23 protein-coding genes, 1 tRNA gene and 4 pseudogenes are annotated in these 22,262 nt (G+C 61.3%); 10 read left to right on the top strand and 18 right to left on the bottom strand.

Features of this window, described 5'->3' with window-relative positions; genetic code table 11:
* Positions 1-4 precede the first annotated feature (4 nt).
* Positions 5-625 (top strand): 50S ribosomal protein L9, encoded by a 621-nt coding sequence (gene rplI / locus AC0L7P_RS09200; RefSeq protein WP_473432562.1) that lies wholly within the window; start codon positions 5-7, stop codon positions 623-625.
* A gap of 81 nt (positions 626-706) precedes the next feature.
* Here rplI and AC0L7P_RS09195 read toward each other — a convergent pair whose 3' ends face one another.
* The 13 genes and pseudogenes from AC0L7P_RS09195 to AC0L7P_RS09135 form a co-directional block, all read right to left on the bottom strand.
* A complete protein-coding gene (locus AC0L7P_RS09195) occupies positions 707-982 on the bottom strand; it encodes an FHA domain-containing protein (protein ID WP_473432561.1) in 276 nt (91 codons plus the stop codon).
* Complete coding sequence (locus AC0L7P_RS09190; protein WP_473432560.1) at positions 946-1,578, bottom strand: adenylate/guanylate cyclase domain-containing protein; 633 nt, start codon at positions 1,576-1,578, stop codon at positions 946-948. Before AC0L7P_RS09190 ends, AC0L7P_RS09195 begins: the two co-directional genes overlap by 37 nt.
* A gap of 146 nt (positions 1,579-1,724) precedes the next feature.
* Complete coding sequence (tig, locus tag AC0L7P_RS09185) at positions 1,725-3,053, bottom strand: trigger factor (protein WP_473432559.1); 1,329 nt, start codon at positions 3,051-3,053, stop codon at positions 1,725-1,727.
* A 221-nt stretch (positions 3,054-3,274) separates the two neighbouring features.
* The gene (locus tag AC0L7P_RS09180; RefSeq protein WP_473432558.1) at positions 3,275-3,607 is read right to left on the bottom strand and encodes an L-rhamnose mutarotase; all 333 of its coding nucleotides are present in this window, start codon (positions 3,605-3,607) and stop codon (positions 3,275-3,277) included.
* Positions 3,608-3,792: 185 nt separating this feature from the next.
* Positions 3,793-4,374: a peroxidase-related enzyme gene (locus AC0L7P_RS09175; RefSeq protein WP_473432557.1), complete on the bottom strand. Its 582-nt coding sequence runs from the start codon at positions 4,372-4,374 to the stop codon at positions 3,793-3,795.
* Positions 4,367-4,852 carry a hypothetical protein gene (locus AC0L7P_RS09170; RefSeq protein ID WP_473432556.1) on the bottom strand — a complete coding sequence of 162 codons (486 nt, stop codon included), beginning with the start codon at positions 4,850-4,852 and terminating at the stop codon, positions 4,367-4,369. Before AC0L7P_RS09170 ends, AC0L7P_RS09175 begins: the two co-directional genes overlap by 8 nt.
* A 191-nt stretch (positions 4,853-5,043) precedes the next feature.
* Positions 5,044-5,823: pseudogene (locus AC0L7P_RS09165) on the bottom strand (SDR family oxidoreductase).
* Positions 5,808-8,030: a molybdopterin-dependent oxidoreductase gene (locus tag AC0L7P_RS09160; protein WP_473432555.1), complete on the bottom strand. Its 2,223-nt coding sequence runs from the start codon at positions 8,028-8,030 to the stop codon at positions 5,808-5,810. The pseudogene AC0L7P_RS09165 and the gene AC0L7P_RS09160 overlap by 16 nt, the downstream one beginning before the upstream one ends.
* Positions 8,031-8,966, bottom strand: coding sequence for a dihydrodipicolinate synthase family protein (locus AC0L7P_RS09155; RefSeq protein WP_473432554.1), 936 nt, complete (start codon positions 8,964-8,966; stop codon positions 8,031-8,033).
* Between the two features lie 12 nt (positions 8,967-8,978).
* Positions 8,979-10,268: a TRAP transporter large permease gene (locus tag AC0L7P_RS09150; protein WP_473432553.1), complete on the bottom strand. Its 1,290-nt coding sequence runs from the start codon at positions 10,266-10,268 to the stop codon at positions 8,979-8,981.
* Positions 10,265-10,735 carry a TRAP transporter small permease gene (locus AC0L7P_RS09145; protein WP_473432552.1) on the bottom strand — a complete coding sequence of 157 codons (471 nt, stop codon included), beginning with the start codon at positions 10,733-10,735 and terminating at the stop codon, positions 10,265-10,267. The genes AC0L7P_RS09150 and AC0L7P_RS09145 overlap by 4 nt, the downstream gene beginning before the upstream one ends.
* A 48-nt stretch (positions 10,736-10,783) precedes the next feature.
* On the bottom strand, positions 10,784-11,371 hold the full coding sequence (locus AC0L7P_RS09140) for a TRAP transporter substrate-binding protein (protein ID WP_473432551.1): 588 nt from the start codon (positions 11,369-11,371) through the stop codon (positions 10,784-10,786).
* A 116-nt stretch (positions 11,372-11,487) separates the two neighbouring features.
* Positions 11,488-11,646: pseudogene (locus tag AC0L7P_RS09135) on the bottom strand (hypothetical protein); the annotation flags it as partial.
* Positions 11,647-11,886: 240 nt separating this feature from the next.
* Between AC0L7P_RS09135 and AC0L7P_RS09130 the strand changes: the two are divergent.
* The gene (locus tag AC0L7P_RS09130; RefSeq protein ID WP_473432550.1) at positions 11,887-12,759 is read left to right on the top strand and encodes a LysR substrate-binding domain-containing protein; all 873 of its coding nucleotides are present in this window, start codon (positions 11,887-11,889) and stop codon (positions 12,757-12,759) included.
* Between the two features lie 116 nt (positions 12,760-12,875).
* A complete protein-coding gene (locus AC0L7P_RS09125; protein WP_473432549.1) occupies positions 12,876-14,024 on the top strand; it encodes a lytic murein transglycosylase in 1,149 nt (382 codons plus the stop codon).
* A 239-nt stretch (positions 14,025-14,263) separates the two neighbouring features.
* Here AC0L7P_RS09125 and AC0L7P_RS09120 read toward each other — a convergent pair.
* The 4 genes and pseudogenes from AC0L7P_RS09120 to pdxH form a co-directional block, all read right to left on the bottom strand.
* Positions 14,264-14,340: transfer RNA gene (locus tag AC0L7P_RS09120), tRNA-Pro, on the bottom strand.
* 40 nt (positions 14,341-14,380) lie between these two features.
* A complete protein-coding gene (locus tag AC0L7P_RS09115) occupies positions 14,381-14,878 on the bottom strand; it encodes a DUF192 domain-containing protein (RefSeq protein ID WP_473432548.1) in 498 nt (165 codons plus the stop codon).
* Positions 14,848-15,333: a cold-shock protein gene (locus AC0L7P_RS09110; protein ID WP_473432547.1), complete on the bottom strand. Its 486-nt coding sequence runs from the start codon at positions 15,331-15,333 to the stop codon at positions 14,848-14,850. Before AC0L7P_RS09110 ends, AC0L7P_RS09115 begins: the two co-directional genes overlap by 31 nt.
* Before the next feature lie 179 nt (positions 15,334-15,512).
* Positions 15,513-16,117: pseudogene (gene pdxH, locus AC0L7P_RS09105) on the bottom strand (pyridoxamine 5'-phosphate oxidase).
* Between the two features lie 95 nt (positions 16,118-16,212).
* Between pdxH and fabI the strand changes: the two are divergent.
* The 7 genes and pseudogenes from fabI to AC0L7P_RS09070 all read left to right on the top strand — a co-directional run bounded on the left by fabI (position 16,213) and on the right by AC0L7P_RS09070 (position 21,257).
* The gene (gene fabI / locus AC0L7P_RS09100; RefSeq protein ID WP_473432546.1) at positions 16,213-17,019 is read left to right on the top strand and encodes an enoyl-ACP reductase FabI; all 807 of its coding nucleotides are present in this window, start codon (positions 16,213-16,215) and stop codon (positions 17,017-17,019) included.
* Between the two features lie 102 nt (positions 17,020-17,121).
* A complete protein-coding gene (locus AC0L7P_RS09095) occupies positions 17,122-17,508 on the top strand; it encodes a hypothetical protein (RefSeq protein WP_473432545.1) in 387 nt (128 codons plus the stop codon).
* A pseudogene (locus AC0L7P_RS09090) lies at positions 17,474-17,932 on the top strand (phospholipase D-like domain-containing protein); the annotation flags it as partial. The gene AC0L7P_RS09095 and the pseudogene AC0L7P_RS09090, both read left to right, overlap by 35 nt.
* Entirely contained in the window at positions 17,853-18,536 is a 684-nt protein-coding gene (locus tag AC0L7P_RS09085; protein ID WP_473435427.1) for a phospholipase D-like domain-containing protein, read from the top strand. The pseudogene AC0L7P_RS09090 and the gene AC0L7P_RS09085, both read left to right, overlap by 80 nt.
* Positions 18,533-19,231 (top strand): endonuclease/exonuclease/phosphatase family protein, encoded by a 699-nt coding sequence (locus AC0L7P_RS09080; protein ID WP_473432544.1) that lies wholly within the window; start codon positions 18,533-18,535, stop codon positions 19,229-19,231. Before AC0L7P_RS09085 ends, AC0L7P_RS09080 begins: the two co-directional genes overlap by 4 nt.
* Before the next feature lie 61 nt (positions 19,232-19,292).
* Positions 19,293-19,799 (top strand): xanthine phosphoribosyltransferase, encoded by a 507-nt coding sequence (gpt, locus tag AC0L7P_RS09075; protein WP_473432543.1) that lies wholly within the window; start codon positions 19,293-19,295, stop codon positions 19,797-19,799.
* 6 nt (positions 19,800-19,805) lie between these two features.
* Positions 19,806-21,257: a DarT ssDNA thymidine ADP-ribosyltransferase family protein gene (locus AC0L7P_RS09070; protein ID WP_473432542.1), complete on the top strand. Its 1,452-nt coding sequence runs from the start codon at positions 19,806-19,808 to the stop codon at positions 21,255-21,257.
* Here AC0L7P_RS09070 and AC0L7P_RS09065 read toward each other — a convergent pair.
* A complete protein-coding gene (locus AC0L7P_RS09065) occupies positions 21,254-22,222 on the bottom strand; it encodes an anhydro-N-acetylmuramic acid kinase (RefSeq protein WP_473432541.1) in 969 nt (322 codons plus the stop codon). The two genes, AC0L7P_RS09070 and AC0L7P_RS09065, sit on opposite strands and share 4 nt — an antisense overlap.
* Positions 22,223-22,262: the final 40 nt, after the last annotated feature.

Below are 22,262 nucleotides of genomic sequence, written 5' to 3'. Positions count from 1 at the left end.
GCACATGCAAGTCATCCTTTTGGAACGTGTGGCCAAGCTGGGCCAGATGGGCGAAGTCGTCGATGTAAAATCCGGCTATGCCCGCAACTTTCTGCTGCCGCTGAAAAAGGCGATGTGGGCCTCGCAGGCCAATATCGCCGCATTCGACGCGCAAAAAGCCCAGCTTGAGGCCAACAACCTCGAAACCAAAAAAGAAGCTGCGGCATTGGCCGAAAAACTCGATGGACAACAGTTCGTCGTGATTCGTTCGGCATCGGACTCCGGCGCGCTTTATGGCTCTGTCACCACCCGTGACGCCGCCGAATCCGCCACCGAAGCAGGCTTCACCATTGATCGCAAGCAGGTCGCGCTGACCGCCCCGATCAAGGATCTGGGCATTCACACCGTGCTGGTCACCCTGCACCCCGAAGTGGAAGCCAAGATCGAACTGAACGTCGCCCGTTCGCCCGAAGAGGCCGAATTGCAGGCCTCGGGCAAGTCGATTCAGGAATTGGCCGCGGAAGAAGAAGCCGCCGCCGAATTCGAGATTCAGGAATTGTTCGATGATATCGGTGGCGCCGCTGCCGATGATTTCGGCGGCGACGACGATGGCCCCTCGCCGGTGGCTACCGACGACGACAACTGATCGTCGCTCACTGGAAAACTATAAAGGCCGCGCAATATCTTGCGCGGCCTTTTTCATGTATCGCATGAACTGCATTCCGGCTTAACGGCGATCCAGAATTCCCGTCCGAAATCCGATCACATTGCCCCTTGCCGGCGCGGCCACCGTCCCCATCACGATCTCGCCTTCGCCACTCAGCAGAGTCGTGCGCCGATGCACCATCAGATCCTGCCCGTTGGCCAGGCGCACGGCACTCCCGCCCGAACTGTGATCCGTAAACTCCAACTCCCCACTTGTGATCGTCAGGGCCGCGTGGCTGCGCGACACCGAAGGCAGGTTGATCAGAATATCGCTATCCGGCGCCCGCCCGATCGACACCCGCCCCCCGGCACCAATTGCCAATGGGCATCACCCAAAGAAATATCCGCAATGGCGGTGCGGCTCGGCGCCAGATGTTTGCCCGGAATCACCGTGGTCTGTGTGCCCAGCGTTGCGACAGCGCAGGAATACACCTGCGTCGCCGCCTCTTTGCCGCGCAGGGGAATCGCCCCGATGGCCAGAAACCGCGCTTTGTGCGCAGCGTCCAGATCATCGTGGCATGCATCGCCAAACAAGATTTCACCAGCCTTGGCCAGAGATGCCAACCGCGAGGCGGTGTTCACCGCATTGCCAAATATGTCATTGGCATGGTTTAGAATTTCGCCGAAATAGGCCCCCGCGTGAATGGCCAGTCCTTCTGGCCAAGGTTCGTTGATCATCGCCCAGGCGGCCTCAAACGCGGCATCAGGATCGGGAAAGAACGACAGAACGTCGTCCCCCTTGGATTTCACACAATGCCCGCCAGCGGCGCCGATCAACGCCCGCATCCGTGCCAGAACACCGTCGATCCGGGCCAAGGCATCGGCATTTCCCATGCGGTCGAACAGGCCCGTGCTTCCGGCCACATCAGACACAAGGACACAGGCCAGGGACATTTCAAATTGCCTTCGGAAAACGGGGGAAACCGGGTGAAAAATATGCCGTAACATATCCTGCAACATCGCCACGGCGCAACCGGGCGCAAACAAAAAGGACCGCCCCAAACGAGGCGGCCCTTTGCGAAACGCAGTCTTGGGTTGCGTCAGTCGTCTGCGTCCAACGCCTCGACAGCAGCCTCAAGATCGGCCTTGGTTGCGGGCTTTTCGGCAACCGTGGCCAGTTCAAACACGTAATCCACAACCTTATCTTCAAAGATCGGCGCCTGAAGCTGCTGACGCATCTGCGGGTTTTGCTGAACGAATTCAAAGAACTGGCGTTCCTGCCCGGGATATTGACGGGCCTGATTCATCACGGCTTGGGTCATTTCGGCGTCGGTCACGCTGATTTCGTTCTTGCGGCCCAGCTCGGCCAGCAGAAGGCCCAGACGCACCCGGCGTTCGGCCAGCTTCTGATGCTCGTCCGTTGGCGTGATCTCGGGGTGATCATGGCCCTCGACCTCGGGGTTTTCCTCATGCCAGAGCTGATGGGCAATCTGATCGGCTTCGGCCTTGACCAGGCTCGGCGGCAGATCAAAGCTCACCTTCTCGTCCAGTTGGTCCAGAAGGCTGCGCTTCATCACGGCGCGGGCCGCGCCAGAATATTCCGACGTCAGACGCTCACTGATCTGCTCTTTCAGGGCGTCCAGGCTCTCGGCGCCGAAACCCTTGGCCAATTCATCGTCGATGGCGGTTTCGCCCGGCTTTTTCACCTCTTTGACGGTGACGGCAAAAACGGCCTCTTTGCCTTTCAGATGCTCGGCCTGATAATCGTCGGGGAAATTCACCGTCACATCAAGCGTATCGTCGGCTTTCACGCCGACAAGCTGCTCTTCAAAACCGGGAATGAACGACCCGGACCCCAGAACCAGCGGATAATCCTCGGCGGCGCCACCTTCGAAGTTCTCGCCATCGATCGAACCGACGAAATCGATCACAACCTGATCGTCGTTCTTGGATTTGCCCTTCTTGGTTTCATAGGACTTTCGGCTGTCGGCCAGAGATTTCAGCGCCTCATCAACCGCCTCTTCGTCGGGCGTAACCACCAGCTTTTCCAGGTTCAGGGATGTGGCATCCAGATCAGGGATTTCTGGCAGTGCTTCATAGGACATCGATACCTCGATATCGTCGCCCTCTTTCCAGTCGTCATTGGTCATTTTGACTTCGGGTTGCATGGCCGGGCGATCGCCGCTGTCCTCAAAATGCTTGGACATGGCGCCATCGACAGTTTCCTGCATGGCTTCGCCCAACAGACGGGGGCCGAACTGCTTTTTCAGCAGGGCCATGGGAACCTTGCCCTTGCGAAAGCCCTTCATCTCGACCTCGGGCTGGGCCTCGGCCAGTTTTTCATTCACCTTCGCGTCCAGCTCCGAGCCGGGAACGGTGATCTGATAGGCGCGTTTGAGGCCCTCATTCAGGGTTTCAGTGACCTGCATCTCAATTCCTTTCATGGTCCGCCGCCCTGCGGCGCGCCCCATGGCACGCCCAACCCGGGACAACCGGAAACAACCTTTGGCGCCAACCCAACCGCGCTGCCGCATCCCGGATCGCATAACAAAAGAAAAAAGGGGGTTCTAGGAGAAAATGCCCCCCGGCGCCCCCTCAGTCGTCACATCGAAAGCGGCGCGCGCCTTATGCGGCCGAATCTGCCGCGCCCCTACTCCTCCATCAGGAAAACCGATGGCATCCTGGCCCACCATTCGCCAGGTTCGCGACTGTCCAACGGATTCTGCATGGGGCCACAAAGCGCCCACCACTCCCTGGTCACCGGGTCCTGGCTCATCGCGGCCATATCAGCGTCAAAATCAGTGCCATGGTATTCATAATATGAAAACAGCAGGTTTTCCGGTTCGCGCAAAAAGATCGAATAATTGCGAATATTGGATTTCCGAATGCGGGCCAGAACATCAGGCCAGACATCGGCGTGAACCCGTTTATATTCTTCCAGAGTTTCGGGTTTGACCCCGATCACAGATCCATAGCGTTGCATAGGCTTTCCTTCCCGTTCATTCTTTGGGTTTCGCGCCCAGTTTATCAGATCACGGCGCATGCACCAGATCGCTGAACCACGTGAAACCCCATTGGTTGCCGCCCATGCTGCAGCGGCCTTATCGCTGTCGGGTTTACGCGCACCAATGTCTCTACACGGTCATGATGGCCTGCAAATACAGTCGGTTACTCCGTCTTGCGGACCGGATCACCCAAAACGTGCATCAACCGGTTCGCCCAGCCAAACAACGCTGTGGACAACACGAGATCCAGCACCTCCAGATCGTCGAGCCCAGCCTTGCCCAGGTTTTCCACATCCGCCCGGTCCGCCCTTGGCGGGGCATCGGAAAGGTGGCGGGTGAAGTCAAAGATCGCCCGGTCCCGCAGGCCCAACGGGGCATCGGGACCGTGACGGAATATGTCCTCGACCACCTGATCGCCCCCGGTCAGTTTCATGTGACGGTCCGCGTGGGTCGCGGCGCAAAACACACATCCGTTAACCATGGATGCTCCAATCGCGCCCAGCTCACGCGATGCACGGTCCAATCCGCCCGCATCATACATGATACCGTTGAAAAGGGACGAGCGGACCTTGAGAGTTTCCGGATCATGCGCCAACACCAAAACATAGTCGCTGACCTTGGTGTTGGATGGCGTCACCTGCAAGGCTTGCATCTGCTCTTCACTCGCCATGCTTAAATCGACAGGCGTGATCCGTGGCCGCCACGCGGGCACTGTCTTGGTGAACTTTCGGATGACATCATTCATGCCCTGCCCCCGCCAACAATCTCAACCCCGCGACGAGGCGCAATTGATAGGACATGAACGCGCCCAATTCCGACAGGCGCACAATATCAGCATCTTCGACACCTGCGGCTTGCAGGTCGGCAACATCGCGCTGTTCCATTTCACGCGGTGCCTGGCTCATCGCATCAAGGAAGGCAAGAACAGCTTTCATCCGCGGCCCCTCGCCCGCAAAGGCCGGGTCCGCCAGCGCGGTTTCCTTACCCACACCGGTGGCATAGTGATCGGCCAAAGGAAAATCCCGATTCAACCGGGCCACGCGCGCGGCAAGGGCTGCGCGAACCTCGTGGCCCCACGCCCCACGCGCCCGAGGGCGCAGGACGGCATCCTCGGCAGCCTGGGTCATGGCCAAAACTTCAGCCCGCTGTGCCAGCGCCTCAACCAGATTCGGTGCGCTTGCCGCCCCTGACACCAAAACTGCCGTAGACGTTTGCATCACCATGGCTGAACCCTGCGCAGACGTGGAACTTTCTCGCGCAAACATCCCTTCCTCCATGACACGTTGCTCCCTGAAGTATGCCCGTTGGTCTTCTCAACGACCCTATGGTCAGTTTGTGAACAAAAAGTGAACAATATTCCATTCCAAAATGCAGGAATCCTCATGCCACACCACTGGCTTGCGTTAACGTCATCTCAATATGTACCAGGATAACTTCCGCCATCTATTAAAAGATTCTGTCCCGTAATGAACCCGGCGTGGGTACTGCACAGAAAGGCAAAATATGCGGCAATCTCCTCGACCTGTCCAAAACGACCCGCCGGGTTACCCTTTGCACGCGCAGCCCAGACCTCGTCGAAACTCTTGCCCATCTGGTCCAGCATACCTTCGATATGTTCACGCTGACCGTCACTGTCGAATATTCCCGGCAACAGATTGTTGATGGTCACCCCCCGCGCCACGGTCTGGCGGGCCAAACCGGCCGTAAACCCCACCAGCCCCGAGCGCGCGCCGTTGCTCAGGCCCAATTCTGGCTGTGCAATTTTCACGCTGCGCGAGGCGATATTGATGATCTCGCCCGAAGCCCCGCTCCATCATTCCGTCCACGGTGGCACGCATCATCAAAATCGGCGGCAGCATCATCTGTTCCACGGCCGCCACCCACACCTCTGGCCCCCAGTCGCGGAAATCCCCTGGCGCGGCCCCCCGGCATTGTTCAACAGGATATCCGGCGCCGGACAGGCCGCCAGCGCAGCGGCGCGGCCTGCGTCGGTGGTGATGTCCGCAACGACCGTGGTCACGCTGCCGCGTGTTTCGGCACGGATCGCCGCCGCTGTCGCCGCCAGCGTGTCGGCATTGCGTGCAACGATGGTCACGGCCACGCCCTCCTGGGCCAAGCGGTGGGCACAGGCCCGGCCCATACCTTTGCTTGCCCCCGTCAACAGCGCACGCTTTCCCGTCAATCCAAGGTCCATTTTTCCTCCTGTTCCACCCGAACGAGCGTGCTCAGCGCGGCACAGGCCTGCGCAAGCGAAGATGTCTGACGCCATGCTGTCAAAACATTCGGGTTCCCGTTCCGCTCAATGCCTTCGCCAGGGTCAAACCACGCGCCGGTGGCCATTACCGCCACACCGCGCCGAACCCCCGGATCAATCCGCACCCGCGCCCGACAGGCCCCCCGATGGTTAAACAAGCGCACCCGGGCATCATCAGACAAACCACGGGCGGCGGCATCCTCCGGGTGCATTTGCACCGTCTGTGGGCCATCCTGGCTGACCTGCCAAAGTTGGCTGTGCAACTGGCGGGCCGGTTGATTTGTTATCAGGTGCAATTCATCGTCTTCTGCCGTACCCAGCCATTCGGCCGGTGCAAGCCAGGCAGGATGACCCGGGCAATCTGGCAGATCAAAGCCCGCAATCACCGAAGACGTCAGTTCGATCCGTCCCGATGGGGTGGCCAACGGAAAGGCCTCGGGATCTGTGCGAAAGTCGTGCAAAAGCACCTCTGGTTGCGCGGTCGGTGGCAACGGCCATGGACCGCCGGAAAAAAGAAAATCGAAATCAGGCACTTGCACACCTGTCGCCAGCGCCCGGGCCTCGGTTTGCGCCCAGAGGTGGCGCAGCCAACCCATTTCATCGCGCCCTTCATCAAAGGACGCGCGGCAATTCAGACGCCCGGCCAGTGCGCTGAAGGTATCGAAATCGTCCCGCGCCTGCCCCACGGGGGCAATAACACGGGGCATCGGTATCACAAAAAGATCACGGGATGTGCCGCCGATATCGTTGCGCTCCAGCGTCGTGGTCGAGGGAAAAACAATATCCGCGCGCCGGGCCGTCGGGGTCCACCATGGATCGTGGACAATCACGGTTTCCGGGCGCTTCCAGGCTTGCTCAAGCCTGTTGAGGTTCTGGGAATGATGAAACGGATTGCCCCCTGCCCACCAAATCAGGCGAATGTCCGGGGCGGTGACCGTCGTGCCGTTAAAGGCAAACTGCCGGCCGGGATGGGCAAGCGCCTCGGGGAAACACGCCACGGGAATGGCCTCGGGCACCGGATTTTCCACTTTTCCCAGCACCGGCACGAAACCGCGCCGCCCCGCCGCGCCAACCCCGTTCATCGAACCATAGCCAAAGGTAAACCCACCCCCGGGCAGACCGATCTGCCCCAAAAGTGCCGCCAGCGCGATCAGCGCCCAATAGGGTTGTTCCCCATGATCGGCGCGCTGCAACGACCAACTGGCGCTGAGCATCACGCGCCCGGTTTCGATCTGTCCCCAAAGCGCGCGGAGGTCGGCCACGGGCACATCCGCCAGCCCCGCCGCCCAGTCGAGCGTTTTTTCGGTGCCGTCGCTCCCCTCCAGATAGGCGATGAATTGATCGGCGCCAGTGGTATAACGGTGCAGAAAGGCGCGGTCGGCGCGTCCGGTGATCACCGCCTGATGGCACAGGGCCAGCAGAATCGCCGTATCGCTGCCCGGGCGCGCATGAATTCTCGTGGCGTCGAGGCCCGGCGGCACGTCCTCGGTCAGGGGCGACACCACGGTAAAGCGCACGCCGCGTGCCGCCGCGCGGGCTACCGCCTGTGGCAAATGGTGCGCGCCAGCCCCGCCAGAGGTGACGCGCCAATTTTTCGGGTTCAGCCCGCCAAATGCAACGACCGTATCGGCATGTTCGGCCACTGTGGCCCAATCGGTGGCTGCGGACGATACCGCGCTGTCATCGCCCAGAACGTGGGGCAACAGAAATTGCGCCGCCCCCCAGGAATAATTTCCAGTGACATCGGTAAACCCGCCCGCAGCGGCCAGAAACCGGCGAACCTGCGTGCGGGCGTGGTGGAATCGTCCGGCGCTGGACCAGCCGTAAGAGCCCCCGAACACGGCCCGTGCCCCGTGGGTGCGATGCACCCGTGCCAGCTCATCCGCGGCAAGATCCAGCGCCATGTCCCAATCGACGGGCACCATTTCCTCTTGGCCACGCCCTGCGCCACCGGCCCGATGCCCGTGATCAAGAAAGCCGCGCCTGATATGGGGCTGGCTGATCCGCGTGTCGGAATAGACCAACTCTGGCCATTTTCCGATCATCACCGGGTCCGCACCGCTGCCCGGCCAGGGGTGCGCAGCCACAAGGCGGCCGTTATCCACGACCGCTTCGAACGCCCCCCAATGACAAAGCGAGACCACCATTTATTCGGCGGCAAGCGCCGGGCGGTTCAACCCGTACTTCTTGGCCAGGCCCAATTTATCAAACGCCGCCAATCCCTTGGCGAGAACCGCAGGCGATGCAGGTTGCAACGGCTTGCGCAGTGGTCCGGCCGGCAGCCCAACCGCCTGCATCAGGGTTTTGATGCTGACCGGATTGACCGCCGCATAGGCAAAATGCAGCATGTCAAGGTTGTCCAGCCAGGCTTCGCGGTGATTGAACGCATCCTCGCCATTTTCCCACGGCTTGGAAATCACCGCCATTTCACGCGGAATGATATTGCCGGTCATGTTCGCGGTCCCATGCCCCCCCAACGCCATGGTCGGCACCACAAGGCCAAGATTGGGCGAACAGCAACACATGATCGACATGTCCGGTTTTGCCGCGCAGATCTGCGCCACCTGCCCCACACGGGTCGTGCTTTCTTTCAGGACCACCATATTATCGTGCGGTGCGAGTTTCAGCAGATCGTCCCAGTGCATGTCGGTTTTCACGCGCGGCGGGTTGTTGTAAAACCCCATGGCCAGATCGGCGCTGTCCAAGACCTCCAGCATGTAATCGGTGATCGCCGCGTTGTCGGCACAGATATAGGCAGGCGCGGCGATGATCGCGCCATCGGCGCCCTCGCCCTTGGCATACCGGACATAATCAATCGTGGTTTCCGTGTTATTGCCCGTACAGCCGTAATACATCAGCATCTTGCCCGGCTTCATTTTCGCCGTTTCACGAATGATGGCGCGGCGCTCTTCAGGGCTCAGCATCGACACCTCGCCGGTCGATCCCATGATCAGCACCGCCTCGGTGCCGTTTTCAGCGTGCCAGTTCAGCAGCGTGCGAAACCCTTCGAAATCGATGGAACCATCGGCATTCATCGGGGTGACAAGGGCCACGAAAGACCCTTTTGGTTTGATATGAGACATTTACGGTCCTCCTTAAAAGAGTTGCGGAACAAGAAGTTTGGGCAGCCACAGCATGATTCCCGGCACCCAGAGCGACAGCACGCCAACGGAAACCGTCAGCAGACAGATCGGCGCAGCGGCCCACATGGCCCGGCCCAGTGGCACCTCGCCGATGCGCGCCGCGATCAACAGACATATACCATAGGGCGGCGTGATCAGGCCCACGGACAGCGTGACAGTGGACAACACCCCCAGATGCACCGAGTTTATCCCCGCCGTATCGCCAAGCCCTTGAATGATTGGCAGAAAAATCAGCGTGGCGGAAATCGGATTCAGCACCATACCGACCAGCAGCAGAAACCCCATGAGCAGCAACATGATACCAAAGGCGTTGGCCGTAACCCCGAGGATGAAATCCACCACGATCTGCGCAGCACCAAGATAGGCAATCATCCAGCCGAAAATCCCGGCCGATGCGACCGTGAACATGGGAATGGCAAAATCCACCACCGCCGCCTGAAGAATACCCGGAAGCAGGCGCAATGGGATGTCGCGATAGACGATGAACGTCAGGAACAACGCCCAGAGAACCGCGATGATCCCGCCTTCGGTCGGGGTAAAGAAACCGCCGACAATCCCTCCCAACACCAGCACCGGGATCATCAGCGGCGCCGATCCGCGCACGATGGCCACGCTCATACCGCGCACGCCGGGAAACGGATTGGCCGGGTATCCATGGCGCAGGGCCAGGACATACGTGTACCCCATCATGAACAGCCCCACGAGCAGGCCCGGCCCAACGCCCCCCAGAAACAGCGCGCCGATACTGACGTTGCCAAAGGCGCCATAGACGATCAGGATGATGCTGGGCGGGATGATGACACCAAGAGTGGAACTGGCTGCAGTCAGGGCCACGGCAAAGGCCGGGGCGTAACCTGCCTGCTTCATTGCCGGAATCAGGATACTGCCGACACTCGCGGTATCCGCAGCGGCCGAGCCGGAGAGCGAGGCAAAGATCATCGAAACGAACACATTCACATGGCCCAGCCCGCCGCGCACATGGCCCACGGTGGCATCGGCGACCGCCAACAGGCGTGTGGTGATGCTCCCGGCGTTCAGAATGCGGCCAAGCAGCATGAAGAACGGCACCGCGAGCAAGGTAAAACTGTCGATTCCCGCATACATCTGATTGACCACCGAGGTCAGCGGCAAATCCTCGATCCACATCACCAGAACCGACGACAGGATCAGCGAAAATCCGATGTTCACCCGCAGGGCGATCAGGGCGAAAAAGCTGCCCAAAAGAATGACCAGAGGGTTCAAAACGTCTCTCCCCGCCATTGTTTCATGGCGATTTCCACCAAGAACAGCGCCATCATCACACCGCTGACCGGGATCGGCAGATATAACCACATGCGCGAAATGCCGATGCTCTGTATTTCGCCCCGCGCCCGCGCCATGGCCAGCTCCCAGCCGTTGACGGCAAGGATGAACACCACCACCACGCTGGTCGCGATACCAAACCAAGTGACGGCACGGCGCCAGGCGCTATTGCCTTCGGGCCAGAGATCGACGAAATAATGTGCCCCCTGGCGCAGCCCGATGGCCGCGCCCACAAAGATCAGCCAGGAGAACAACAATTGCGCCACGTCACTGGTCCAGAGCATGGGCAGCGACAGGATATTGCGCGCGACCACCTGCAAGGCAACCGCACCGATAAGCGCAAGGAACAGCGCACCCGAGATCACCTCGGCGATGCGCATCACCCGATGGCACAGACGTTCATACATGGCAAACCAATGTGACGGCGCCCCCGGATTGCCCCGGAGGCTGCACAATCACTTACCTTTCAACAGCTTGTATTCCGGCTCAAGGCTCAGCTCGGCGGCAAGGCTGGTCTGGATCGGCTCCAGCTTGGCGATGAAGGCGGCCTTGTCAGGTGTGGACACGGTGACGCCATGTTCGGACTTCAGGGTTTCCACCAGGTTGTTGTCATATTCCTTGGCCTTTTCAACGCCCAACAGGTTGGCCTCGGTCGCGGTTTTCACCACCAGCGCCTGAAGATCCTCGGGCATCTTGTCAAAGCTGCGCTGGGAAATCGAGATGTGGTTGATCTGGATCTGATGCTGGGTCAGGGCCAGATTGGGCGCAACTTCGTAAAGCTTGGAGCCGCTGTACCCGGGAGGCGAGCTTTCCATGGCGTCGGCCACGCCAGTTTGCATGGCGGCATAAAGTTCGCCCCAGGCCACCGACACCGGCAACATCCCCAATGCCGACCAAGACGCCGAATCCATGGGCGATTGCGTGGTGCGCATCCGCAAGCCTTCAAGCTGCTCGGGCGAGGTGATCGAGACATCGACCGCAGCCATGTTGCGCGCACCAGACGCGCCAAGGGCCAACAGTTTGATCCCGGTTCCACGGTCCACAAAGGCAGCGGCAAAATGATCATGCGCGGGGTGCCCGGCCCGATCTGCGCGACCGCCTCATCCATACCGCCAAAAAGATAAGGCATGGTAAAGATCGACAGTTCCGGCACTTCGCCGCTGGCGTTGCTGGCCGTGGACACCATCATGTCGATGGTGCCAAGGCCGACCTCACCGATCACCGCCGGATCCTGGCCCAACTGGCCGGAATCGAACACTTTGACCGCGATCCGCCCGCCGCTTTCCGCTTCGAGTTTTTCCTTAAGATAGGCCGCCATGTCATTGTAAGGATGCGGAGATTTCACCAAAGTGTGAATTCGCAGATTAACTTCGGCAGCCATGGCGCCTTTGGTTCCGACCATCAGTGTCGCGGCGGCAAGGGCCAGGGTGGCCCGTCGATTGATCATCATCTTACGTCTCCCCGTTTGGTGGCGATATGGCCTATTGGGACTCGGGCTTGCGATAAAATCAAATAGAATTATCGTGGCACCCTATTCAGTTTTGTTATGAGGACCACAATGAACGACCGGCAGATCAACGCATTTCGGCAGGTCATGCGCCTCGGGTCAATCACCGCCGCCGCGCGGGCGCTCAGCGTGTCGCAACCTGCGGTCAGCCGCCTGATTGCGGATCTTGAGGCCGATCTTGGCTTTGCCCTGTTCGACAGGCGCGCGGGCAAGCTGTTTCCGACACCCGAGGCGCGCAGCCTTGCATCAGAGGTCGAGCGGATGTTTTACGGGCTCGCCCGGCTGAAACGTTTCGCCCACGACATGCAAAATCTGCAAACCGGCAGCCTGACCGTGGCCACCCAGCCCATGGCCAGCTTTCATATCCTGCCCCGCGCCTTGTCTATCTTTTTAAGCAAACACAAAGGATTGCGCGTCACTCATAATGTTCACACCTCGCCCCGCGTCGCCGATCTTGTCGCCGCGGGTCAGGCCGATCTTGGCATTGCCCAAACCGCGCCGGGGCGCAGCGATGTGCGCCATCTGCAGTCATGGCGCACCGAATGCGTCGTCGCGCTGCCTGCCGGGCATCCACTGGCGCGGCATACCGAACTGACCCCGCGCGATCTGGCCGGTGTTGCGATGGTGGCGCTGTCGTTTCAAACGGTTACGGCGGGCTATGTGACCGAACGCTTTGCCGAGGCGGGCGTGGCCCCGAACGTGGTGGTCGAAAGCCAGCCGTCCTATTCGGCCTGCGCGTTGGTGGCGCAGGGGCTGGGCGTGGCGATTGTCGATCCGCTCACCCCCGGATTTTTCCTGAAACGGCGCTTTGCACGGTGCCGTTCGCCCCGGCGGTGCCGTTCGATCTGCACCTTCTGGCGCATGGGGAACAGCCCCTGTCACGCCCCGCCGCCGCCCTGGCCGAAATGTTGGTGGAAACCATGAACACCACCCCGGGCGTGCGGCCCCTGCATGATCCCGCCGGTTGAGCGAACGGGCCTTTGCCCATGGTCCGCCATCCGCTAGACTGGCCCAAATGGCCTAAAAAAACAGGTGGGCAAATGCAGGCAACCAGACGCAATTTCACATTCGGCGCCACGGCGGCGCTTCTTTCGGGCTGTGGCGCGGGGGCGTCGGGCGGGTTTTCCGCCCCGGTGCGACGCGACGAAACCACCCTGCCCTCGGTCCCGAATGCGGGCTGGGATGCCTGGGTCGCCGGGTTCAAAACCCGGGCAACCGCACAGGGAATTTCGCCCGCCGTGGTCAACAGCGCCTTTCGCAACGCGGGTTTTCTGCCCGGCGTGATCGAACGGGACCGCAACCAGACCGAATTCAAACGCAGCCTCGAAGATTACCTGTCCATCGCCGCTTCGGATGAACGGGTGAGCAAGGGACGCATCCATTTTGCCGACCAGCGCGCCACCCTGTCGCGCATCGAAAACCATTACGGGGTCGAGGCAAACGTGGTGGCCGCCGTCTGGGGCCTTGAAAGCTTTTATGGCGAGCGGCGGGGCAACATCCCCGTGGTTTCGGCGCTGTCCACCCTTGCCTATGAAGGGCGGCGCGGCGCGTTCTTTGAAAAGCAACTGATCGCGGCGCTGAAAATCCTGCAAAACGGCGATACCACCCCCGCCCGAATGACCGGGAGCTGGGCCGGCGCCATGGGCCACACCCAGTTTATCCCGACGTCCTATGAAATATTCGCCGTCGATTTCACCGGCGACGGACGGCGCGACATCTGGTCAGACGACCCGACCGATGCTTTGGCCAGCACCGCCGCCTATCTGGCGAAATCCGGCTGGCAACGGGGGCAGCCCTGGGGCGGCGTGGTCGGATCGCCCGGCGCCAACGTCGCCGGACGGCAGCTTCAGCCCGAGGTCGGCGGGCCGGTGTTTGTCGTCGGGCACAACTTTGATGTGATCAAACGCTATAACAACTCTGACAGCTATGCGATCGGGGTTGGCCATCTGTCGGATCGGATCGTGGGCGGCGCGCCAATCACCGGCCCATTTCCGCCCGACCAATACGGCATGCGCAAGGATGACCGGATCGCGCTGCAAGAACGCCTGACCGCTGCCGGGTACGATACCCAGGGCAGCGACGGCGTGATCGGGCCAAACTCACGCGCCGCGATTTCCGCCTATCAGCAGCGCAACGGTCTGGCGGCAACAGGTGATCCGTCATTGGCCCTTCTGGCGCGACTGGGCTGAACCTTGCGGCGGCTGGATCGGCAACGCGATGGTTCGGGTGCGACATCCCGTCATTTGCGCCCGAGTCTTCCTGGTGAACTCGCCGAAAAAGGGCCGTGTGTTTCACAAGCGGGCGACATCGGCATGTCAGCCAGGGGCAAATCACCGCCGCCCGCCGGTCATGTCGTCGTCTTGTCCAAAACGGTGATTCGTTCACTCAAACGAATACACGGGCCTGCTTTCAAGTGATTTAAAGAAAATGGTCGGGGCGATAGGATTCGAACCTACGACCCTCTGTTCCCAAAACAGATGCGCTACCAGGCTGCGCTACGCCCCGACGCCGCCCTCATAGCGGCCTGCGACGGGGAAGAAAAGCCTTAAGGTGCGGTGCAGGGCCAAACGGCGTTCGATTGCGGCACGGCGGGGTTGCGCATCTGGCTGCCCGGCGCAATGCCCAGCCGCCCGGCCAGCCCGCCGTTCACCTCAAGGACGAACAAAACGTCATTTCCACCCGGGATCGGCGTTTCGTCCAGCGGGCGCGCGTTTTCATGCACGCGGGTCACGGTGCCACTGGCATCCATAAAGATCATATCAAGGGGAATCAGCGTGTTACGCATCCAGAACGAGGCGCGCTGAGGGTGATCATAGACAAACAACATGCCACTGCTGGCGGGCATTTCCGGCCGGTTCATCAACCCCTGCGCCCGTTCGCCGGCATCATCGGCCACTTCAACCGTGAACCGGGCGCGCCCCCAATCGCCGCGCAGCTCTGCCACGGTATCGCGGCAGGCCGTCGCCTGCCCCTGCGCCGCCATCGCCGCCAGCGACAGCGCCGTACAGACGATCAGCCTTGCGGTTCCAGAACCGATTCCCATGGCGCCACCTCCATTGCCAGCTTGCCGCGTTTGCCGTCTGCCACACGCACGACCACCGCCTCACCCGTTTGCAGATCCGCCAGCCCGGAGCGACGCAGAATCTCGATGTGGACGAAAACATCATCAGCCCTGCCAAAGACATTGGCAAACCCGAATCCCTTCCCCTTGTCGAACCATTTCACCCGCGCCGGTTCGAATGGCCCGCCCACCAGATCGGGATCGAACAATTCGCCATGGCATGCATCCGAGTCAGGGAATTCTGGTGGTGTGATCGACAAGACCTCAACCGCCTGTGCGCCGCGCTCGGTGGATTGCACGCTCACCCGGATCAGCGACCCATCGGCAACCGAACTTTGGCCGAAATTGCGCAAGACATTCGCGTGCAGCAGGATGTCACTGTCGAGGCCCGGCGCAATGATGAATCCAAAGCCTTTGCCCGGATCGAACCATTTCACCACCCCATCCAGGGATCTCGCCTTGTTTTTCGTCCTCGTCCTGCAAAATCCGTCCCGCGCTCTACGGCCCCTCAACGGGACCAATACAGATAAAGCCGCTTTCCCCTTGGCGAAAGCAGCCCAGTTCAGCTCACCAAACACTACAAGCCCGGCGCACCTGCCGGGGAAACAACGGACGATCAAGGATACAGTCGCGTCACCGTCCAGTCCTGATCGAGGCCAGAACGTAACCACCGTTCGCGGTCATGCAAGCGGAATGCGCCATCTGCCCAAAATTCACATTCAAGGGGCCGGATACGAAAGCCCCCCAATGGGGCGGGCGGGGCGGATTGGCCCCATGGCGCACACCTGCGGCGGCCACCTCTGCCATCAGCGTGGCCCGGCTTTTCAACGGGCGCGATTGTTGCGAGGCCCAGGCGCCCAGGCGACTGTCGAGCGCCCGGCTCTGGTAATAGGCATCGGCCTTTGGCCCGTCCTCTTTTTCCACCAGGCCGCGCACGCGCACCTGTCGCGCCAGGGATTTCCAGTGCAGCACGAACGCCGCCTTGCCGCTGGCAATCAGTTCCTGCCCCTTTTTGCCCTCATAATTGGTGTAAAAGACAAAGGCATCGGGTTCGATTTCTTTCAACAACACGATCCGCACATTCGGCATTCCGTCAGCATCGACCGTGGCCAGCGCCATGGCATTGGCATCGGCAATCTCTTTGGGCGTCGCCTCGGCCATCCAGCTTTGGGTCAGCGCAAAGGGGTCGTCGGCCCCGAATATGCTGTCAACTGTGGTCATTGCCTGTCCTTTCCCGTTCGCGGCCACCCTTGATGGCAGCGAAACAATGACCTAAAGGAACACCAATTGTAAGATCGCGCAAAGGGCTTTGTGACATGGGTAATGAACTGATGGCAGGCAAGCGGGGTCTTATCATGGGGCTTGCCAATGACAAATCGATCGCCTGGGGCATTGCCAAGGCCTGCGGCGATGCCGGGGCTGAACTGTGTTTTTCGTATCAGGGGGATGCGCTGAAAAAGCGGGTCGAGCCGCTGGCGGCTCAGGTTGGATCGGATTTCGTCTTTCCCTGCGATGTGGGCGACGCCGCCTCGCTGGATGCGCTGTTCGCCGAGATCAAACAGCGGTGGGGGGGCCTTGATTTTGTCGTCCACGCCATCGGATTTTCCGACAAGAACGAATTGCGCGGTCGTTATGTGGACACCAGCCGGGAAAATTTCCGCATGTCCATGGATATTTCCGTCTATTCCTTCACTGCCGTCATGCAGCGGGCCGAAAAACTGATGGGTCCGGGATCATCGGCCCTGACGCTCACCTATTACGGCGCGGAAAAGGTGATGCCGCATTATAACGTCATGGGCGTCGCCAAGGCCGCGCTTGAGGCCTCGGTGAAATATCTGGCCGAGGATCTGGGCAAGGACGGCATCCGCGTCAACGCCATTTCCGCCGGTACGATCAAAACCCTCGCGGCCAGTGGCATCGGCGATTTCCGCTACATCATGAAGTGGAATGAATATAATTCCCCCCTGCGCCGCAATGTTACCCAGGATGAGGTGGGCAAGGCCGCGCTTTACCTGTTGTCCGATCTCGGGTCGGGCACCACCGGGGAAAATCTGCATGTGGATGCCGGGTATCACGTGGTGGGCATGAAAGCGGTGGACGCGCCGGATATCACCAAAGGCTAGGCCCGGACTGCCCCGTGGCCGCGTATTTGCAGGACGGATGGCACGGGGTGTAAATTTCATATGCTTGACCACAGTTTGCACTATATCAGTAAGACCCGGGCCATGCCCCTTCTGAAAACCGCTGAGCGTGCCGTCGATGACGCCAATCCACGCCCCCCGATCATGACCTGGTTGCCCCTTTGGGCTCAGGGCCTTCTGATTCTTGTCGGTCTTGTCGTGGCGCGGGCCGCGCTCAGCACGGCGCGCACACCCCAGGGGGCCTCGGCCTGGGTGGTGTTTCTGATTTCATTCCCGCTGATTGCCCTGCCCGCCTTTGCCCTGTTCGGAAGCGTCTCTCGGATCAATGCCCGCATTGACGACAGGCACCGCTCGCGCTTGTCGGACCACAAGCTCGATCTCGCGGCTGGGTCTGCTTGGCCCGATCACCCGAACCACCCTGCACGATGGCAACAGCTTGCGCCTGCTGATCGACGGCCGGGCCACCTTTGATGCCATTTTCCAGGCAATCGACAACGCAAAGCAGGATATCGCGGTGCAATATTACCTGATCGGCGACGATCCGTTGGGCCATGAACTCCGTGATCGCCTGATCGCGGCGGCCGGGCGAGGGGTAAAGGTGCGGGTTTTGTGCGATCTGGTCGGCTCGCTGTTTCTGGGCGGGCGTTACAGCCGTCAGTTGCGCAAGGCCGGGGTCGAACTGCGGGGCATTCCCGGCCCGCACCGGGCGCTGGGGCGGATCGGGCTGAACTTTCGCAACCATCGCAAGGCGGTGATCGTCGACGGGCGGATCGGCTTTACGGGCGGCATCAACGCGGCCCAGGAATATATCGACGGTGGCAAATCCTTCGAAAGCTGGCGTGACACCCACCTGCGCATGGAAGGCCCGATGGCCGCGCAGTTGCGCCATCTGTTTGCCGCCGATTGGAAGGCGGTCACCGAGACCGAGCTTGACGATATTCCGGTGCATATGCCGGGCGGTCAGGTACGCGGCCTTGTCACCGGTTTCGGCCCGACCGATCTCGCTGGAGCGGGGCAGCCTGCTGCTTTGCGGTCTCGTGGGATTGGCGCAGCGGCGGCTGTGGATTGCAACGCCCTATCTCATTCCGCACGCCGACCTGATCACCGCGCTGCAACTGGCCGCCCTGCGCGGGGTCGACGTGAAAATACTGATCCCGCGCGAATCCGACAATATCCTGGCCTGGTACGCCACGCGCAATTTTGCCCTGTCACAAACCGGTGTGGGGATTGAGGTGCATGAATATCTGCCCGGGTTCATGCACCAGAAAATCATCCTGATCGACGATGACATCGCCTCTGTCGGGACGATCAATCTCGACATTCGCTCGGCGCTGCTGAACTTTGAACAAACCGCGCTGATCGAGGACCGCGATTTTGCCCGCGACGTCGAAACCATGCTGGATGCCGATTTCGCCCGCGCCGCATTGCTGAATTCGCCCGGCCCCTGGCACGTCCGCCTGTTGGGCCCGGTCGCGCGGCTGTTCGGGCCGCTGCTGTGAGCGGGCTGAAAATCGTCAGTTGGAACATCCGCAAGGCGGTCGGGCTGGATTGGCGCCGCGATCCGGCCCGGGTTCTGCATGTGTTGCGCGCCATGGCCCCCGACATCGTGCTGCTGCAAGAAGCCGACCGCCGCCTGCCCCCGCGCCACCCGGCCCTGCCCCTTGATGCGGTGCGCGCGGCGGGGTGGAACACCGTCGATGCCGACCCGAACACCGTGTCGATCGGCCATCATGGCAATGCCATCCTGCTACACCCCGATTTCGCCACCACCCAGATCGAGGGCCTGGACCTGCCCGGCCTTGAACCACGGGGCGCCGTTTTGGCACGGATCGAAGGGCGCGGCATCGCGCTCACCCTTGGTGCGCTGCATCTGGGGCTGAAACGCCGCGACCGGCAACGGCAGGTGGCCCATGTCATCAAGGCCAGCCAGCGGATCGGCGGCAATATCCTGTTGGGCGGCGATCTGAACGAATGGCGCCCCGGGGGCGATGTGTTTGACCTGCCCGCCGGTTGGCAGTTGCTTGCCCCCGGCAAATCCTTTCACGCCACGGCACCTGTTCTGGCCCTTGACCGGTTTCTGGTGGGGGGCGGTATCACCGTCCTGGGCCATGGTGTGCTGGCGCGCCATCTGGCGGCGCGGGCCTCGGATCATCTGCCGGTCTGGGCCGAGCTGTCGGTTGCCCCGCGCTACTGACTTCCCATCCCGGCCCTTGCCCGCTACAACATCCGCAACCAGAGCAGCACGAGAGTCTCGTATGACCGACCGCCTCCCCCATGAAAAAGGGTTCCACATCAGTTGGGATCAGATCCACCGCGACAGCCGGGCACTGGCCTGGCGGCTTGACGGCCACGGCCCCGATGACACCGATGGCGCCTGGAAGGCCGTCGTCGCCATCACCCGTGGCGGCATGGCCCCGGCCATGATCGTGGCGCGCGAGCTGGATATCCGCACCGTCGATACCATCAGCGTGAAATCCTATGACAATCAAACCCAATCCGAAGCGCGCGTGCTGAAATCCCCCGATCACGAATTGATGGGCGACGGCACCGGCATTCTGATTGTGGACGATCTGGTGGATTCCGGGCGCACGCTGGAATTGGTCCGCGCGCTGTATCCCAAGGCGCATTTCGCCACGGTCTATGCCAAACCCAAGGGCCGGCCCATGGTGCATACCTTTATCACCGAGGTCAGTCAGGACACCTGGATTTTCTTTCCCTGGGACATGGCCCTGCAATACGTCGAACCCTATCGCGGCACATAACACCCCATGTCCGAAGCGGTTCTGGGGTTTCAACTGGCGATCATCCTTACCGTTCTTGTGGCGCGCATATGGGGAAAAGACGCCATGTTCTTTGTGGCGGGCGGCTGGACTGTCTTTACCGTTATGGCGGTCTTCGCCACGCCGCTGATCCTGCTGCAACTGACAACGATCTGGGGAACGCACTGGGCGGTTTCTGCACTGGGCGGGCTGGGAAAGGCCGCGCCACAAGCGCAATCCGCACCTCTGCCCGCAAAAGATACGGAACCTGTCACAGCGCCCGCCGAAATTTCCCCGAAACCCTCCGCTGCCCTGCAAAGCGCTGACACCGCATCAACCACCCCTCTCAGCGGCTTTGCCGAAAGCGCCGAGCGTTTTGAGACAGCGATTAAAGAGCTTGATGCACGCCATGCAGAGACATCGCAGATGCATGCCGCCCTGCGCCCGGTCCGAAATCTCTTTGCGTTGCAAAAGGCGGTGATCGACGCTGGCCTGCGCGACGCGCACAAATGGGTGGGAATGAACGTCGAAACCGGACGCCCGACCCCAGAGGATCTGGCGCGGCTGAACGCCCCACGAAACGACATACATTCAACCGCCCGGCAGGAAACCATTGATATTTTCGGCGTCGGGGGCTGCCCAGTGCCGCCCTCAAATGCCCCAGATGCACAGACCGCCGCCAACTGGCACGCTGCTTATGGCGAACTGGTTCTGGCGCAGGACATCTGTTTCGAAAACGCCCGCCAAGAGGTTTCCGCCACCCCCGAGCTGACGCACCGTTTCCGCGAGGCCATGCTCAAAAACGGCCCGCGCGGCGACAGAGCCTTTCGCCAATGGCTGCATTCCCGCATCATGACGCCAGAAACCGACAAGGATTGGACCAGACAACTGATCCTGGCCGAAACCCATCACCGCGCCATCACCCGTCTTGTCCATTTCACCCGTGCCTCGAACCTGCCCTCGATTATGGCCCACGGGCTGCAATCCGTCGAATCCTGCACCCGCCTTGGGCTGCACCCCCAGATCAACGACCGTCAAAGGCTGGATGGGCACCCCGGCGCGATTTCCCTGTCGGTCGGTCATCCAAACGACCGAATGTTTTATAAGTACCGGATGGAAAATCCCGCGACCGATTGGGTCGTTCTGCTGATTGATCCTTCGGTCCTGTGGACCCTTCCCTGCACATTCTGCCCGACGAATGCCGCCGACAAGCGGATTCGCCACCGCCCGCCGGGCGAGCTGCAAAACCATCGTGCCTTTCGGGCGATGTTCGCGCAGGAGGGCGGCATTCCTGCTGACGTGCAGGCCGAGGTGCTGGCGTTTGCGCCGGTACCCCCTGAGGCGATCACCAGCGTGGTGTTCCGGTCTGACACGGCGCGCACGACCTATCGCGCCAATCTGGACGGGCGTATTGGCGCCGTCAGACGCGATGGCACAGGTCTGTTCGGTGCCCGCCGCTAACGCAGTTCGCGCCCGTCACCGCCGGCTCCCGGTTGGCTGATCTGCCCGCCGCCCACTGTGGCGGCCACGCCGGTTGTCGTCGGGCAGGTGGTTGGCATGCCCCGCGCCACCCGCACGGCCAGATGGGCAATCGCCTGTGGCCCGATCATGTCACCGTTCAGGCCCGCCGCCTCGCAGCAGGCCACCGGACAATCGAGAGATCCGGCAATCATCGCCACCAGAGGGGCCACATTGCGCCCCGGCCCGGTCAGCAAGACCTGCATCGGCGGTTCGGGCAGATATGCCATTGCATCGGCCAATGTCAGGGCGACACAGGCATCGCGCGTGGCGCTGGCATCGGCCGCACTCATCCCTGACAGGGCATCGTCCAGCCACGCAAATTCATCAGGATTCAACAGTTTGGGCGGAATTCGTGCAAAATGCGCCTGCCCCAAAAGCCGCAGCAAAACCGCCTCATCCGGGGTGCCATCGCCATCTGTCGCACCGCCCCCCGGCCCGGCATCAAATGCCAGACAGCCACCGGGCAATTCCGGCGCAGCACACCGGGGATCGACCCAGCAAACCCGCACCACGGGGCCAAGATCGACAAACATCACTGGCCCCTTGGCCGCGATCCACACGGCGCAGGCGAACAAAAAGAACGGCGTCAGGGGCGCGCCCGCCCCGCCCAACTCCCGGTCGGCGCTGGCAAAATCCGAAACGACCGGCACGCCAAGGGCCTCGGCCAGAACCTGTGGATCAAACGGTTCGCGATCCTGCATCCCGATCAGATCAACGCCCGTGAAACCCGCGATCACCGCGCCATGGCGCATCTCGGGGGCGTCCTGCGCCAGATCGCGCTGCGCCACCGGGCCAAGGGCGAAAATCCGCGCTCCGTCGCTTTGAACCGTCGCCGCATGAACGGCGGCACCCTGTGCAACCGACCCCAGCGCCCAGACCGGCCCGCCCTTGCCCCCCGCTGCCATCTTGGCTTTCCCTTCTGCACCGGTCCCGATATAGATTGGC

Source organism: Oceaniglobus sp. K40-3 (assembly GCF_055808395.1).
Note: the sequence above shows the minus strand (reverse complement) of the source record. Positions and strands in the feature narration are given on the sequence as shown.